The following is a 16,058-nucleotide window of genomic DNA, read 5'->3' as shown; positions in this document are numbered from 1 at the left end:
GGCTCGCTGGATGCGAAGGGTCACTCGGTGACAGCCTTCTTCAGCAGGGAGCCAGCGGAGATGCGCACGCCGTAGGAAGCCGGGATGTTGATGGTCTCGCCGGTGCGCGGGTTGCGGCCGGTGCGAGCAGCGCGCTTGACGCGCTCAGCGGAGAAGAGACCAGTGAGCTTCAGGCCTTCGCCGGACTTCATAGCCTCGACGAACACATCCTGGAAGGCGTTAACAGCAGCCTCGGCCTGAGCCTTGGTCAGGTTGGACTTCTGGGCAATCTTCGAGACGAGATCAGACTTGTTGTATGCCATAAAGCATCCTTCTTGAGTCAGTGGGCAGGCACGGTTACCTGTCCGTGTTCATCACATGATGATAGCGCATGGGCCTGCCTAAACCCGCATTTTATAAGGCTTTTCACATCTTTTTTCCGTGATTTTTCGTTGAATTCGCTCATTAGATGGAAGTTGGCCCACAATGGGAGGTCCTGTGCGCGGTTTTATTGACGATTTGCCTGTTTTTGGCACTGCAGCGGCTTGCAAGGCCTTCAAAAAGAGGGACTATATGCCAATCACACAAGATTGTGCTGCGCCAGCCATTTCATGGCAGCCGCGCCCAGGGGGATACGCAGCCAGTAGAACACCACACGGTGCAGCAATGTCGCGGACAACGCCACGGCCTGAGGAACGCCCACGGCGACGAATGCGAACGTCAAGGCTGCTTCCACGCCACCCAAACCGCCCGGAGTCGGAACGGCGGAACCAAGCGCGTAGGCCAGCATGAATACGAACGTGGTCTCAATCGGATTGGTGGAATACCCGAAAGCCTGCAACGCAGACCAGAATGCCAACCCGGTGGTGATGTTCTGGAATAATGCGCCAGCGCAGCTGATGGCCAGTTGCTTCGGCTGAGACAGCACATCGAATAATTGGTTGATATAGGTTTTGGCGAGCGGCATCAGTTGCTGCATCACCCAATGGCGTACCGGTGGAATCATCATGGCGATGGAAATCACCACAACTACTGCGCCGAGCACGATCACCAACGTATTCGTGGGGATCGCGCCGGAGAGCATATTGCGGCCGGTGAACATGCCGATGAGCACCAACATGGCGAAATAGACCACGTAATACACCACCAGCGCGGCGCTCATAATGGCCGTGGCCGTGGTGTTGCGGTACCCGGATTTTCTCAGGAACTGCAAGTTCACGAAGGAGGGGCCGACGCCGGCCGGCATGGACACGGTGGCGAAGCCTCCGGCGACCTGGCTCATGAATACGCCAGTGGCATCACGCCTGTTGCGGTCCATCAGTGCACCCAGCGAAATGGATGAGCCGATCCAACCGCAGATGCCGAATGTGAGCGTCACCACGGCCATAATCGGATTCGCGTTCGTCAAGGCATCGATGATCTCTTCTGGTTTGAGCTGGGTGAAGACCACGACCACGGCCACGATGACCAGCAGCATCGTGATCATCGAGCGCCAGGAGAACCGGGCCAACGTCACTGGTTCGGCGGATTCGACGGTATCTTCATCGGACAGTGCGGTGATGCTGCTGCGCAAGGCCTTCAACAGTTGTTTGTCCCACGTGTCCAAGGCGCGAGTGGGGGAGGGGACGGCCACTTTCTGAATGAATGGCGCGAGTGTGCTCATCGTCAGATCGCCCCACGCCTCACGGGCCGCATCGATGGCTGGCTGCACGCCGATCAACGCGGCGAGCAAGGACAGTAATTGGACTTTATCGAGTGCGGTATTCGCCGGGCTGGAGGCGTTATCGCCATTCATCCAACCGGCGATTACGGGAGTGCCGTCTTCAAGACGCGCCAGCGTATCAGGCGTGATGCGTCGATGCGTGTATCCGCGGCGATTGGCCACCGACAGATACCGCATATACGCCACGGCGTCGGCTTTGGTCAATGTCTTGAGGTTGGCGGGCATAGCGATTGTGTGTGCATCCAACACCAGGATGGCGGATTCGTCGGTATCGGCGATGCCATAGGGGGCAGGGGCGGGAAGCTTGATGTTGTGCAGCCCCAACAGCATGGAGAAATGATGCTGCACGGCGTCGCGCACGGACTTGTCTCGGCGGATGGACACGCTGGTGAAACGAATCCAATCCCAAACCTGCTTGAGATAGCCGACCGTATGCGTCTGCGCATCAATCACCGATACGATGAATTTCCGGCCATCAGTGGTTTCGAGATCATAGAGCCGTGAACCTGCGGTCAGATCATCTTCCAGCGAGGCGGCCAATGATCCACGCTTCACCATCACCGGCTCCTGATGTCTCATCAAGGATGCGGCATCAAGTCCAATACCTTTCAGCGCCGTCACTAATGGCATGCCCCAAATGCCTTTGTTCTGCGTGCCGACGATGAATCGGATCAGCATGCCGACGGTGCGTCCCGCGGTCATGGAAACCAGCATGCCGGTGACGGAGTGCCATGAAAGCACCACCATGACCACGGCGGTGACATACAGGATGTTCCAACTCCATTTCACGCTGGAGCGGGTGCGGCGAGGGCCTGCCGCCGTCAGGAATGCGGCCATGCCGGCATACATGTCCGGCAGAAGTCCCGATCCGAATGAGGTGGCGGCGGAGACCAACGCCAAGGCGAGCGTCTGATCGCTGAGCCCGCTGATCAGTGTCGATATGGCCCATACCGTGCCATATCCGGCAAGCATGGCGATGGCGGAGACGGCGGCTTGCAGCCATTCTCGAGCTAAAAGAATCTGTGCCAGCACGATGACCACCATGATGATGGTCACCAGTTGGGTCAGCACAGTGGAAGGATAGTTGGCCAGCCAGTTGATGGCCTGTGCCGCGGTATGCGCGTCGGATTCGACGCCACGGGTCATGCCGCCCATGAACACGGCGAACACCATCACGACGGCTGCAGTCAACAGAGCTATTGCCGCTCTGGTTAGATCTGCGAAATCACGGGTGCGACGAGGCGCTACGTCGTCGATAACCGGTTCTGCCACCTGAACTCCTGTTCGATGCTGGAATGAGGGGAATTGTGCTCTAATGGTAAGGCGCGTACGCAATCGCGCACGCGCCTTAGTGTGTGTCTACAAGACTTTATGCGATTCAGCGGTCAAACGCTACCAGCTTGGAAGCCACGCCGGTGTAGGTGGCAGGGGTCAGAGCCTTGAGGCGAGCCGCGGTCTCGGGGTCGAAGGACTGCTGATCGATGAAAGCCTCGACCTGTTCCTTGTTGATCTCATGGCCGCGCATCAATTCCTTGACCTTCTCATATGGCTTGTCCATGCCCGGCAGACCGCGAAGCTCGCAGGCGCGCATGGCGGTCTGGATCGGCTCGCCAAGCACCTCCCAGTTCTCATCCAGTTCGCGGGAGATCACATGATCATTCGGGTGAATGGACTTCAAGCCACCCATCAGGTTGTACAGGGCCAGCTGGGAGTAGCCGAGCGCGGAACCGATGTTGCGCTGGGTGGTGGAATCGGTCAGATCGCGCTGCCAACGGGATTCCACAAGCGTTGCGGAAAGCGTGTCGAGCAGCGAGCAGGAAATCTCGAAGTTGGCCTCGGCGTTCTCGAAGCGAATCGGGTTCACCTTGTGCGGCATGGTGGAGGAGCCGGTGGCGCCCTTGACGGGCACCTGGGCGAACACGCCACGGGAGATGTACATCCACACGTCCACGCACAGGTTGTGCATGATGCGGTTCGCGTGGGAGACGGTGGAATAGAGCTCGGCCTGCCAGTCGTGGGATTCGATCTGGGTGGTCAGCGGGTTCCAGGTCAGTCCCATACGGTTGGTGACGAACTCACGGGAGACCGCGACCCAGTCCACATCCGGGCATGCGGCCAGATGAGCGCCGAACGTGCCGGTGGCGCCGTTGATCTTACCCAGATACTCCTGGTTTTCGATGTGCTTCAGCTGACGGTTCAGACGGTAGACATAGACCGCCAGCTCCTTGCCGAGCGTGGTCGGGGTTGCCGGCTGACCGTGGGTCAGGGACAACAGGGCCTTATCCTTGTATTCTTCAGCCTTTGCGGCAAGGTGGTCGATGATCTCCTTGAATGCCGGGGTCCACACGTTCTCCATCGCGTTCTTCACGCAGCGGGCGATGGAAAGATTGTTGATGTCCTCGGACGTGCAGGCGAAATGCACGAGGGTCTTCAGCGCATCGTTGATGTTGGTCAGATCGGCCGGAGCCTTGGCGAACTGATCATCGATGTAGTATTCCACGGCCTTCACATCGTGGTGGGTCACGGCTTCATGTGCGGCATGCGCGGCGATGCCTTCAGCACCGAAATCCTCGGGGATGGAGCGCAGGAACGCCTTCTCCTGATCGGTGAACGGGTGGACGCCGTCCACGATCGGCTGGTTGCCGTTGCCATCGAAGCCGTTGGCCAGAAGAATCATCCACTCGACCTCGACGCGCATGCGCTCGCGGTTCAGTGCGGGTTCGCTCAGGTATTCCACGAGCGGGGCGGTGGCGTTATGGTAACGGCCATCAAGCGGGGTCAATGCGATTGCGGGGGAAATATCGGTAAGCTTCATAATCTCCTAGGGTACTTCCAGCCGTGAACCGGCAAATCCGGATGCATGGCTCCACGTGTTGAGCAGCTGATGGGCGCGTTGGCGGACGGCTGGGATCAATCGCTGATCGGCTGTGGCGATTGCCTCCATCATTGCCCATGCCATCGGGATATTGATGTGCTTAGCGGAAGGTGTCGATCTCCTCTGAATAGTCGGATGGCGCCAGAGCGGTGCTTGCGGTCATACGGCCTTGGAAGTAGCGGGTTTCTTTCAACTCCCCGTTGATTACGCCTTGGAAATGCGCTTCGTGACGTTGCAGCGCCGGCGATCCCAAATCGGTGGCGTTTTGGTAGGCGGCTTGATGGTATTTGATCCAATGGCTGATTTCTCGCCCCTCGGTGGATCCTCCTGCCACCGGTGCGGCATCGTATGGAGTGGCGCCATAAATCGGCGTGGCCCCAGGTGCGCAGGAGCCATCGGCATTGATGCTGCCCGCTGTGGCTTCAGGCGCGGGCGAGACATGCCCGCGAATGGTGAGCCAATTCTTGGTCGCCGGGTTTGCCGCTCCATCCAAGGCGCCGACCAGCTCGTCATCGATCTCCACGCTGGTCACCCATGTATCGGCGGGGATGGGATGGTTCGCCACCGGAGAGCCAGCGGTCACCACATGCTCGATGTTGTATGCTTCGGACCAGTCCGATGCGATGGTCGCGGCCACGATGCCGCCCTGCGAATGACCTATCAGCGCCACAGGTTCGTCGGCTCCGATGCCTGCCTGCTCCATGGCCTGAGTGACCATACGCACGCTATCGGCACGAATCCGACGTTCTTTGTCCGAGCTCATCAGCTCGACGTTCTGTTCCCAGCCGAACGGAGAGTCGGACTTGCCATCCGTCCCCGGGATAGTGACCAGCCAGGCGTTGCCGCCATCCGATTTCTCATATCGCTGGATGGCTATGGTGCCGTATTCGAGTCCGCTATCAAGGTCGATCTTGCCCAGACGCTCTTCGGCCAGACGCCGCAGGTTCTCCATCGACGTGCTGACGCTGTTGCTCGCGCCCACCACTTCGTTGCGTGCGTGGACCTCGGTGATATCGATATGATTGCCTTGCGCAATATCCTTGATCGGCCCTGAAACCTTGGCGATTTTCCCTGCGCCTTGATTCACTTCGTCGGTATGTGCCAAGCCTTTGCCAATGGGCACGCCGCCCAGTAGCGCTCCCGCCCCGCTCATCACGCCTTCCTGGATCGGATACGTGGACGTGGACATCCACGATGCGTTTGGCCTGCCCTCTATGACCCATCCTGAAAGCAGTCCTCCAAGGGCCACCGCAGCGGTGCCTATCGCGGCATGGCCGGGCCTGAACTGGGTACCGGCCTGAATCAGTTCGGTGAAGTTGCGCCGGGCTTGAAGTTCGGCTTCGGAATACAAGGCGTGTGCGCGAATCAGCAGACTGGCCGTATCGGCAAGATCGATGCTGAGTTTGCGGCATGCCACGGCATGCTCTTGGCATCGTTGCCCCAATGCCGCATACGGCACGGTCTCATGCCCCGCGACTTTCGTCAATGGGTCTCCGGTCGAGAGCGTGGGGCACAACGGTGCGCTGGTGCTATGTGATTGCAATTGCATCGCCGCGTTGCTCCACGAGACGGAAAGCATGTCGAAGCCGGACGCTTCGGCGTCAAGAGCCTTGGCTATGGCCGTATATTCCTCCAAGGTGGCCGGAGCGTAGCCGATTCCTCCATAAATCGAGGATTCCACTTGCCAGTAATAGTTCGTCTGCACCATGATTAACTCCATGCCAGCTGATGCGTGGTCTCTATCGCTGATGTGAGCGACTGCGAGGTTTTCGCCAGCTCGTCCAATCTGGAGCGGAAAAGATTTGCGGCATTACCGGTCCATACAATGCCTTTGGCTCGAGCGGATGCCTCGGCAAGGCGCTCGCAGACGGCTCGCGTGGCTGCTTGCTGCACGCCGATGAGATTGCGGCTGCGTTCCACGGCTTGGTGGCATGGGCAAACGCCGTAGCTGAACGGCGTCACCGTATTACCGGCGAATCCGGATATAGGATCAATTGGCGTTGCTGTCTGAGCCGCGCTATGGGTGGTGAAAATACTCATGAATCCACTTAACGGGATACGGGCGCAGCTTGTCCAGCCGAATCGACCTGTGTGGTCCGAGCTTATGGAAAAAGGGCTGGTTTATACACATTTGTTGTGCATAAACCAGCCCTAGGCCATATCGCGGTCCCGTCGTTACAAAACCATCACCAGGGTTTGGTGGACCCACTGCCCTTGTTCTGCTGAGTCTTCTGCTCTGACTTGGCATTGGACTGCGTGTCAGTGGATTGCTGATTGGCCTTCATCAGCTCCTCAACCTGCTTCTTTTGCTCTTCGGTCAGTGCGCCGCCCTTTTTGGCATTGGACTTGGAGACATTGCCGGACTGTTGGGCCGCCGTCTCGCTGCTACTGTCGCCGTTTTGCTGGACTTCAGCCTGCTTGAGCGTGATTTTGGTCAATTCGGAGGAAACTGACGCGTTGGCGTCGATTGCATCTCGGATCTGTGGCAGCAGCACCGTGCGCATCTGACCGGCCTCGGCGAACTGGGCGTCGGTCTGCTGCTGTTGCGCATGCAGCGTATTGATGTCAGTGGACTCTTGCTGGGCCGCTTTGATATTCGCGTTAAGCGAGCTGGTGGCCTGATTGAATTTGACAGCCGCGGAAAGATTCACCGCGGCGATGCCGGCCAATGCCGTCAGCACAACCGCCGCGATGATCAACGTGATGCGCACGCCGACGGATACGCGGGCGCGGGAAGAATGAGCGATATCGGATGCGTTCACAGCAACCTCCTTGACGTAGCGATCCAGGCCCCCAATTCCCAAGCGAGCAGCAGCGTCGCCGCAATGGCGAGGGGCCACACCACGGGCGTGGTGCGTGTGCGCTCCTTGGTGGTAGTGGTGATTCTCCACCGCCGAGATGCCTTGGATGAGGTCTCTGATGCCATGGTATTTGCGGAATCCACTGCAACATAGGTGCCGCTGATTTCGTCGGCGATGTCTTTCAGATTCTTCTCATCCATTTTTGAAATGCCAGGCTGGCCGGTATCCGGATCGGTGACCCATTGGTCGGTGGTGTTCGAATCCCCCGCGCCTACGCCATCAGCCACCACTGGAATCTTGCCGCCCTCAGTGGAACCTACTCCAACGGTGAAGCCGTCATCCACATACTGCCGAAGTGAGGAGAACGAGCGTCGGGTCACATTCGAAGTCTGCTCGCCGTCAGTGATGATGTACAGCACGATTGCATCATCGGGATGAGCGTCGCGAATGGCTTTTGCGGCGACCAGCAACTGATCGATTGGTGCATCCAGACTTGAACCGGCGGACACGGAAGTGGACTCCACGGCCAGCGTATCCGCCCAGTTATCGATGGCTGGCGCATCCGGGGTAAGCGGCACATCAAGGGTGCCGGAAGCGCCGAACCGCAAAGCGGCGAAGCTGGCATCCGCATAAGCGGCCGTCACATCATGCACGGCTTTGCGCGCGGCCTCGATGCGGGTGATCGTCTCGTCAGAGCCATAATGCGCATCGGCAACCGCCATTGAGCCAGTGGTGTCCACGGCTACGATCACATCGGTGGCGTTGATGGCTCGTGACGTGGTGGGTGCCACCACGCTAGGGGTCAGCACCATGAACGCGGCAATGATCAGCAATACGGTGCGGCGGACGCATGCCCATGCCGTTTCATCGGTGGCATTGGACTTGCGCCTGTGCACGAACTGCGTGACTTCAACCACGGCCATGAGTGCCAAAACGCCGGCGAAGGCGCCGCCCACGATCCAACCCAAAGCGGGGGAGAAGGTGAATCCGCTCATCGCTTCAACCTCCAAACGCATATCATCGCCACAGCCAACGTCACGGCCAACGCGAGAGTCCACCAGCCGGGGGCGTCGGACATCGAAGCCTTGGCCTTGTTGCTGGATTCGGCGTCTCGACGCGATTGGATATCCTTCACGAGTTCGTTGACGGATTGACCGTTGGATTGGGTGAGGAACACTCCGCCATGGGATTCGATGGCCGACTTCATATCCAATGTGGTCTGATCGCCTTCGTTGGATTTCGGGCCGGAATACAGGCCATCCACGGAGATCTTGGTCTGCTGGGTCAGGTCGAGCGCCTCGGAAAGGGTATAGGTGGGCTTGCCGGAAACCACGTTATCGGTGGCCAGCACGATAGAAGCCGCACGCTGGCGTTCGGCATTCGCCGCCGTCGCGGAACCGTAAGCGAAACCGGGAAGCATGGCAGCGCAGGAAACCACGCCATCGCCGATCAGCGATGTGGCGTCCTTTCGATTCTGGGTGCCTTCCAGCCAATCGGCGATCTTCTGATAATCGGCATCGGACATGTTGTCGATATCATCCTGGGTCTCCACGCCTTTAAGCGCTTTGCTGGCGGCTGTGAGCTGCTTGGTGACCAACTCGTAGTCATCGGTGAGCGGGAATACCGTGCGCGATGTGGAGTTGAAGATGCTCAGGCCGATGCGCTCGCCCTCGAAATGCTTGATTAGCTCGAGATACGTATCGATTACTTCGCGGTCATAAGGCAGCGTGGACCCGGATACGTCGAGGCAAAGCACGATGTCCCTGCTGGAGGAACGCTCATCGCTGGCATCCACCTGAGAGGGACGGGCCACCAATGCGATGCCGAGCGCAAGCGCGATCGTCACCATGGCCACTGCCACGCGGTTCAGCGCGCGCCACTGCCGGAACAGTTTGGAGGCATGCTCGGTGTTGAGATCATCATCCAATGAGAATACGGCCTCGTCGGAGCTGCTCGCACGCCGGGAGAACGCCACGACCAGCACGATCAAAGCCAGCGCCACCAGCGCGCCGGCCAATGCGGCCCAAGGCCAGTGCCATGTCAACATCATGAACGCCACCTTTCCACCAGATTGGCAACCCATTCGGCGGCCTGATCGACGGTAACGGTTTGCGCGTGAGCGTTGAATGCGGGGTCGGCGAACTCAGGTGGATACAAAGCCTCGATGGTCTGGCGCAATGTATCCAGACCCTGCCGATTCGTCGAAGTGCGGTCGATTCGCATCAAATCGGTCAGCGTGCTGGAGTTGAGCGGCCGGCCGCTGGCATCGGAAGCGAAATCGCGTGCGATCAATGCCAACTGCACGAAAGCCTCCTCGCGACTGATATCGCCACGCTCGTGGCGTGCGAGCACGTCGTCGATGCGTGCATGCCATATCGCCTTGGATCCAGCATTGCGATGCGCGCCGCGAAGCTGCTTGGCCTTGCGGGGTTTGCGCGCGGGGCGGGACAGCACGATCGCGGCAACCACCAGTCCGATGGCAAGTGCGATGCATATGGTGATGATCGCGATCAATGGGCCGGTGATGGACAACAAGCCGGTCGGATGCAGGTCGTCTGGATCCACGGCCAGGACCAATGTCAATGATGACACGAATGGGATCATGAACGATCACCAGCCAGCATCAATTCAGGTGCCTCGCCGAGTTGATTGCGTGTGGTACGTGCCAGTGCCACGGAAACCAGTTGTACGAAACGGTTGAACATATCCTCACTTGAATCGGCCCGGATCATGAACGATCCGGTGCGGTTCAGCTCCTGCTCCAATGCGGCGGCAAGATATTGGCGATGGGTTGAAACCTGTTGGGCGCTGATCTTGGAGCGCATGAACGCCGGCACCCTGCGATTGGTCACTCCATCCAAAGGAGCGTCATGGCCTTTGGCCAAGGGCTTGAACGGGTTGAGCGTCGCCACATCGATCAGCACAATCGGATGGGTGCGAGCAATACGGCGGAATTGGACCAGATGCCGCTCGGTTATCGCAAGTTCGTCGGTGGCCAATACGATCAGTGCGTGACGATCCCTGATGCGACGGGCATACTCAAGCAGCGCGTCGATATTGCGCTTATGCTGCCACGCTCGCTGCAGCGATGCATCCAACGTCCGTTCGAACTGGGCGAAACCGCCGTTGAACGGGATTCGGGTGATGCTCGACTCATCGCCGAACACAATCGACACATCGTCGGCGCGACGCAAAGACAACGCTGCGAACATGCGCAACGCGTTGGCGGCGATCTCATACGCCCGTTCCCCGGAGGGGCATGCGCCGGTCATTTCGCGGCCGACATCCATAAGCAGCCATACGCGGGAAGTGGAAAGCCTCTCGCGCTGCACCACCATTGGATGCCCTTGCCTGGCGCTGGTCTTCCAGTCGATGAGACGAGACTCATCACCGGGTTCATAGGCGCGCACATCCATAACGTCGCCATTGCCGCCGCGGCGGCCGGACGCGTGCTCCCCTTCCAGAACGCCCAGCGCCTTGCGCACAGTGGGCAGGCTCATCTGGGTGCCGAGGGTCTCGATCTTTCTGCGGATGGAATCGGAACTCACGGAACAGGAACCGTTTCGACGATCTTGTCCACGATCTGATCGCTGATCACACCATCCGCCAGCGCTTCGAATGTGAGCACAATACGATGACGCAACACCTCGTGGGCGAACGCCTTGATGTCTTCCGGCACCACATAATCACGACCGGAGAGCAGCGCCTTGGCCTGGCCGATGCGGACTAGGGCGATGGTGGCGCGAGGGGACGCGCCCAAACGAACCAGCGTGGAAAGCCCCTTGATCGGACGGGAACCCGCGCCTCGGGACGTGGCGGCGATATCAACCGCGTACTTCATGATGGCATCCGAAACGTGAACGCGACGCGAAGCCTTGCGCAGGAACTCCACATCGGAGACGGTGATGCGCTCGCCGGTGATGGTGTCCGGGCCGATCATGTCCGAACCGCGACGGGTGAGCATGGCCAGCATGCGTGTCTCTTCGTCGGCGGTCGGATAGGTCATCACGGCCTTCATCATGAAACGATCCATCTGGGCCTCGGGCAGGTTGAACGTGCCTTCCTCTTCGATGGGGTTTTCAGTGGCGATTACCATGAACGGCTGAGGCAGGGCGATGCGCTGGCCGCCGATGGTGGTGGCGCCTTCGGCCATGGCCTCGAGCATGGCGGACTGGGTCTTCGCATTGGAACGGTTGATCTCGTCCAGAAGTACGAAGTTGGCATGGATCGGGCCGATCTGGGTGGTGAACTTCTGTGAGGCGAAATCAAACACCTGGGTGCCGGTCAGGTCGGATGGCATCAGATCAGGCGTGCACTGCACGCGCTTGAAGGAACCGGACACGCAAGTGGCCAACGTTTGCGCGGCGGTGGTCTTGGCCAGACCGGGCACCGATTCGATAAGAATATGGCCGCCCGCCACCAATGTGACGATCAGGGATTCACGCAGATTATCCTGACCGACCAATGTCTGGGAGAAACGGGAACGGATGGTGTCCGCCAGCATACGTGCGCGTTTGGCGTCGTCAAGGCCCAAAGGCGCAGCTGCACCCGGCGCGGGCGTCGTCATGGGGGTGGCGAGTGGGCGTTGCGCGGACGGTTGCGGAGGCAATTGCGGTTGCGTTGGGAACAAAGTCATGCCCACCACTGTAACTACCTACACTGACTGCCGGCTGAGAACGTCGGAGCGCTTCGTCGGCGTTCCGGGCGCAAGGCCGACGAAGCTACAGTCGCCAATCCACTGGTTCGGTGCCCATCGAAACCAGAGCCTGATTCGCTCGGGAGAACGGCTTGGAACCAAAGAATCCGCGCGATGCTGACAACGGGCTCGGGTGAGGGGATTTGATGATGAACGCGTTCGTCAACAGCGGTTCAAGGCTCTGAGCATTACGCCCCCAGAGAATCGCCACCAGTGGCTTCGGCCTGCCGCCGTCATCCACTCGGGCATTCAGCACGCGGATGGCTGCTTCGGTGACCTGCTCCCAACCTTTACCCTGATGGGAATTCGGCTGACCCACGCGTACGGTCAGGCACCTGTTGAGCAGCATCACTCCGCGTTCGGTCCACGGCGTCAGATCGCCGTTGGGTGGCATCGGCACCCCAAGATCGTCGACGAGTTCCTTATATATATTGATCAGACTTTTCGGCAGCGGGCGGACATCCGGTGCCACGCAGAAGCTCAAGCCAACCGGATGGCCCGGAGTGGGGTAGGGGTCCTGCCCGACAATCAGCACCTTGATGGAATCGAAGGGAATGGTGAACGCTCGAAGCACGTTATGGCTCGCGGGAAGCCAGGGGTGGCCGGCTGCGTTTTCAGCTCTGAGAAAATCACCCATGCGGTGAATGTCAGGTTCCACGTCGGCCAGAGCCTTCGCCCAACCCGGTTCAACCAATTCGCTCAATGGTTTAATCATGATTCAATACTGTAGCCAAACGTGCATATACCGTGCATGGCAGGCGGTGTGGTGGCCCATTTCGTGCCGGACGGTTACACTCGTGGGTAGTTTTGCATTAAGGAGGGCGGCTTATGGCGCGCGACAAGGTGACCTACGAATCATATGAGCAGGACCTCTTCGATAATCCGCCGAAGGGCCCGGTGGGTGCCCATCGCGGTTCTCGTCCGCTGATCACCCGCATTGCACCGTTTGTCATCGTGATTCTCGTTGCGGCATTGTGCGGCTTCGCCGCATGGGCTGTGAGCAGCGGCGAATACCAGAACCTGCTGAACCTGAAGTCCACGCAGTCTTCGACTACGGCAGACACGGCCACTAAGGCCGAGAAGAAGTCTGATGCCAGTAAGTCCGATTCGTCTTCGGATTCCGCTGACTCGTCAAGCTCCGATGCTTCCGCGAACTCGGATTCCAATGCGTCTTCGGATTCCTCGAGCGGTGATCAAAGCGCTCAGCAGCAGACCGAGACCGCGGCTGTGAACAAGGCCACACAAATTCGCGTGGTGAACGGAACCGGCGTCTCCGGATATGCGGGGCAGAAGGCCGACGTGCTGCAGACTTCCGGGTATACCAGTGTCGAAGCGGCAAATCCGACCGGTTCGTTGCCTTCCTCCACGGTGGTGTGGTACCAGAACGAATCCGATAAGGCCACCGCGCAGGATGTGGCCAATACATTGGGCATCAGCACCGTGCAGCAGGCGCAGGGGTTGGCCACTCCCATCATTGTGGTGCTGATGAACTGATAGCCGGTCCGGCGTCGATTACGATGTTCGGAACGATGATGCATATCGAATAGCGGATATGCTGGGATGCCGCTCTGGCTGATCGCCAAGGGCGGCATTTTGCTATTGTTTTACCGGAGCCGACCGGTGGCTTCCGCTCATTAATTGAGACGGTTCGCCTGCTGTATTGTCATCACGATTTGTATTGTTCCCTCTTCACGGTACAATCTTTCACTAGTCGCGAGGTAGGGGGGAGCGCGATGCGGTTCTTTCTACGTTCCCTATTGGCATTTTTCGCGACGCCTAGGGAACAAAGGAAAGATCAGATATGGCACAAGGTACCGTAAAGTTCTTCCTTGCCAAGAAGGGGTTCGGGTTCATACAGCCGGACGGCGGAGGCGAGGACGTTTTCGTGCATTACGCGGAAATTAAGGACGACGGCAGCAACAACAAGTTCAAGATGCTGTATGAGGGCGACCGGGTGGAGTACACGCCTGTTTCGTCCGGTAAAGGTACTCAGGCTAAGGACGTCGTCAAGTTGTCTTCTGGCGAAGAACGCCCTGAGTGAGTGTTTTTGCCCGCAAAGGTGCTGATTAGCTCCGACTGGCAGGTTCGCAGTCGGAGCTTTTTTGTATGTGATTTCATGCCCATAGCGCAATCGCAAACGCGCTTGTTGGCACTCTCGGTCGGTGAGTGCTAATGTCTCAGTTAGCACTCGGAGGTCGAGAGTGATAACCGGCAGCTGACGGCCGGCACTCGTTCTCGGCGCTTGCGGGTGATAACCGGTATACATAGCCATTTGGAGGAACACACAACCATGGCAAAGATCATTTCTTATGATGAGGAAGCCCGTCAGGGCATGCTGGAGGGCCTCGACAAGCTCGCCAACACCGTCAAGGTCACTCTGGGCCCGAAGGGCCGCAACGTCGTGCTTGACAAGACCTATGGCGCTCCGACCATCACCAACGATGGCGTGTCCATCGCCAAGGAGATCGATCTCGAGGATCCGTACGAGCGCATCGGCGCCGAGCTGGTCAAGGAAGTCGCCAAGAAGACCGACGACGTCGCCGGCGATGGCACCACCACCGCAACCGTGCTGGCTCAGTCCCTGGTTCACGAAGGCCTGAAGAACGTGGTCGCCGGTTCCAACCCGATCGCTCTGCGTCGCGGCATCGAGAAGGCCACCGAGGTCATCGTCAAGGAGCTCGTCGCAGCCGCCAAGGACGTTGAGACCAAGGACCAGATCGCCGCTACCGCCACCATCTCCGCCGCTGATCCTGAGGTCGGCGAGAAGATCGCCGAGGCTCTGGACAAGGTCGGCCAGGATGGCGTCGTGACCGTTGAAGACAACAACCGCTTCGGCCTGGACCTCGACTTCACCGAGGGCATGCGCTTCGACAAGGGCTACATCGCCCCGTACTTCGTCACCAATGCTGACGATCAGACCGCTGTTCTCGAAGATCCGTACATCCTGCTGACGAGCGGCAAGGTCTCCTCCCAGCAGGACATCGTCCACGTCGCCGAGCTGGTCATGAAGACCGGCAAGCCGCTGCTGATCATCGCTGAGGACGTTGACGGCGAGGCTCTGCCGACCCTGATCCTGAACAACATCCGCGGCACCTTCAAGTCCTGCGCCGTCAAGGCCCCGGGCTTCGGCGACCGCCGTAAGGCCATGCTGCAGGATATGGCCATCCTGACCGGCGCTCAGGTCGTCTCCGACGAATTGGGCCTGAAGCTCGACTCCATCGACGTGTCCGTGCTCGGCCATGCCAAGAAGGTCATCGTCTCCAAGGATGAGACCACCATCGTTCAGGGTGCTGGCTCCAAGGAAGACATCGACGCTCGCGTGGCTCAGATTCGCGCTGAGATCGAGAACACCGATTCCGATTACGATCGCGAGAAGCTGCAGGAGCGTCTCGCCAAGCTGGCTGGCGGCGTGGCCGTCATCAAGGTCGGCGCTGCCACCGAGGTCGAGGCCAAGGAGCGCAAGCACCGCATCGAAGACGCTGTGCGCAACGCCAAGGCCGCTATCGAGGAAGGCCTGCTGCCTGGTGGTGGCGTGGCCCTCGTTCAGGCTGCCGCCAAGGCCGAGTCCGATGAGGCTGTGACCTCGCTGACCGGCGAAGAGGCTACCGGCGCCGCCATCGTGTTCCGCGCCATCGAAGCCCCGATCAAGCAGATCGCTGAGAACGCTGGCGTGTCCGGCGACGTGGTGATCAACAAGGTTCGCTCCCTGCCGGACGGCGAAGGCTTCAACGCCGCCACCGACACCTACGAGGACCTGCTGGCCGCCGGTGTCACCGACCCGGTCAAGGTGACCCGTTCCGCTCTGCAGAACGCCGCCTCCATCGCTGGTCTGTTCCTGACCACCGAGGCCGTCGTGGCCAACAAGCCGGAGCCGAAGACTGCTGCTCCGGCCGCTGGCGCTGACATGGGCTACTGATCCGGACGGTTTAGACCGATAGCGTCAAAGCCAACAGCTCGATAGCTGATAGAAGGGAACTCCTTTTC

Annotated in this window: 15 protein-coding genes; 3 read left to right on the top strand and 12 right to left on the bottom strand. The window is 59.4% G+C overall.

Annotated features, from left to right (window positions below; genetic code table 11):
• Positions 1 to 20 precede the first annotated feature (20 nt).
• From F7D08_RS00220 to F7D08_RS00165, 12 genes are all read right to left on the bottom strand, one after another.
• Positions 21 to 302 (bottom strand): HU family DNA-binding protein, encoded by a 282-nt coding sequence (locus tag F7D08_RS00220; protein WP_003830278.1) that lies wholly within the window; start codon positions 300 to 302, stop codon positions 21 to 23.
• Between the two features lie 257 nt (positions 303 to 559).
• Positions 560 to 3,019, bottom strand: coding sequence for a lysylphosphatidylglycerol synthase transmembrane domain-containing protein (locus tag F7D08_RS00215; protein WP_404979635.1), 2,460 nt, complete (start codon positions 3,017 to 3,019; stop codon positions 560 to 562).
• A gap of 61 nt (positions 3,020 to 3,080) precedes the next feature.
• On the bottom strand, positions 3,081 to 4,517 hold the full coding sequence (purB, locus tag F7D08_RS00210) for an adenylosuccinate lyase (RefSeq protein WP_152208758.1): 1,437 nt from the start codon (positions 4,515 to 4,517) through the stop codon (positions 3,081 to 3,083).
• Between the two features lie 160 nt (positions 4,518 to 4,677).
• Complete coding sequence (locus F7D08_RS00205) at positions 4,678 to 6,285, bottom strand: PGAP1-like alpha/beta domain-containing protein (RefSeq protein ID WP_193316122.1); 1,608 nt, start codon at positions 6,283 to 6,285, stop codon at positions 4,678 to 4,680.
• A gap of 2 nt (positions 6,286 to 6,287) precedes the next feature.
• A complete protein-coding gene (locus F7D08_RS00200; RefSeq protein WP_152208756.1) occupies positions 6,288 to 6,617 on the bottom strand; it encodes a hypothetical protein in 330 nt (109 codons plus the stop codon).
• A gap of 146 nt (positions 6,618 to 6,763) precedes the next feature.
• Positions 6,764 to 7,258: a DUF6466 family protein gene (locus F7D08_RS00195; protein ID WP_152209078.1), complete on the bottom strand. Its 495-nt coding sequence runs from the start codon at positions 7,256 to 7,258 to the stop codon at positions 6,764 to 6,766.
• A 77-nt stretch (positions 7,259 to 7,335) separates the two neighbouring features.
• Positions 7,336 to 8,373 (bottom strand): vWA domain-containing protein, encoded by a 1,038-nt coding sequence (locus F7D08_RS00190; protein WP_152208755.1) that lies wholly within the window; start codon positions 8,371 to 8,373, stop codon positions 7,336 to 7,338.
• Positions 8,370 to 9,428, bottom strand: a complete 1,059-nt coding sequence (locus tag F7D08_RS00185; protein WP_152208754.1) for a vWA domain-containing protein — start codon at positions 9,426 to 9,428, stop codon at positions 8,370 to 8,372. The genes F7D08_RS00190 and F7D08_RS00185 overlap by 4 nt, the downstream gene beginning before the upstream one ends.
• Positions 9,425 to 9,970 (bottom strand): hypothetical protein, encoded by a 546-nt coding sequence (locus F7D08_RS00180; RefSeq protein WP_226803205.1) that lies wholly within the window; start codon positions 9,968 to 9,970, stop codon positions 9,425 to 9,427. The genes F7D08_RS00185 and F7D08_RS00180 overlap by 4 nt, the downstream gene beginning before the upstream one ends.
• An 8-nt stretch (positions 9,971 to 9,978) precedes the next feature.
• A complete protein-coding gene (locus F7D08_RS00175; RefSeq protein WP_193316121.1) occupies positions 9,979 to 10,926 on the bottom strand; it encodes a DUF58 domain-containing protein in 948 nt (315 codons plus the stop codon).
• Entirely contained in the window at positions 10,923 to 12,014 is a 1,092-nt protein-coding gene (locus F7D08_RS00170; RefSeq protein ID WP_152208752.1) for an AAA family ATPase, read from the bottom strand. Before F7D08_RS00170 ends, F7D08_RS00175 begins: the two co-directional genes overlap by 4 nt.
• 85 nt (positions 12,015 to 12,099) lie before the next feature.
• Positions 12,100 to 12,789, bottom strand: coding sequence for a uracil-DNA glycosylase (locus F7D08_RS00165; RefSeq protein WP_152208751.1), 690 nt, complete (start codon positions 12,787 to 12,789; stop codon positions 12,100 to 12,102).
• 113 nt (positions 12,790 to 12,902) lie between these two features.
• On the opposite strand from F7D08_RS00165, the gene F7D08_RS00160 reads away from it, so the two are divergent.
• From F7D08_RS00160 to groL, 3 genes are all read left to right on the top strand, one after another.
• Positions 12,903 to 13,568, top strand: a complete 666-nt coding sequence (locus F7D08_RS00160) for a LytR C-terminal domain-containing protein (protein WP_152208750.1) — start codon at positions 12,903 to 12,905, stop codon at positions 13,566 to 13,568.
• 307 nt (positions 13,569 to 13,875) lie between these two features.
• Positions 13,876 to 14,115: a cold-shock protein gene (locus F7D08_RS00155; protein ID WP_033890233.1), complete on the top strand. Its 240-nt coding sequence runs from the start codon at positions 13,876 to 13,878 to the stop codon at positions 14,113 to 14,115.
• A 249-nt stretch (positions 14,116 to 14,364) separates the two neighbouring features.
• Entirely contained in the window at positions 14,365 to 15,990 is a 1,626-nt protein-coding gene (groL, locus tag F7D08_RS00150) for a chaperonin GroEL (RefSeq protein WP_152208749.1), read from the top strand.
• The last annotated feature ends 68 nt before the right edge of the window (positions 15,991 to 16,058 follow it).

It is taken from the genome of Bifidobacterium cebidarum, from assembly GCF_009193305.1.
Classification (GTDB): domain Bacteria; phylum Actinomycetota; class Actinomycetes; order Actinomycetales; family Bifidobacteriaceae; genus Bifidobacterium; species Bifidobacterium cebidarum.
This window is presented reverse-complemented; position numbering and strand designations above follow the sequence as displayed.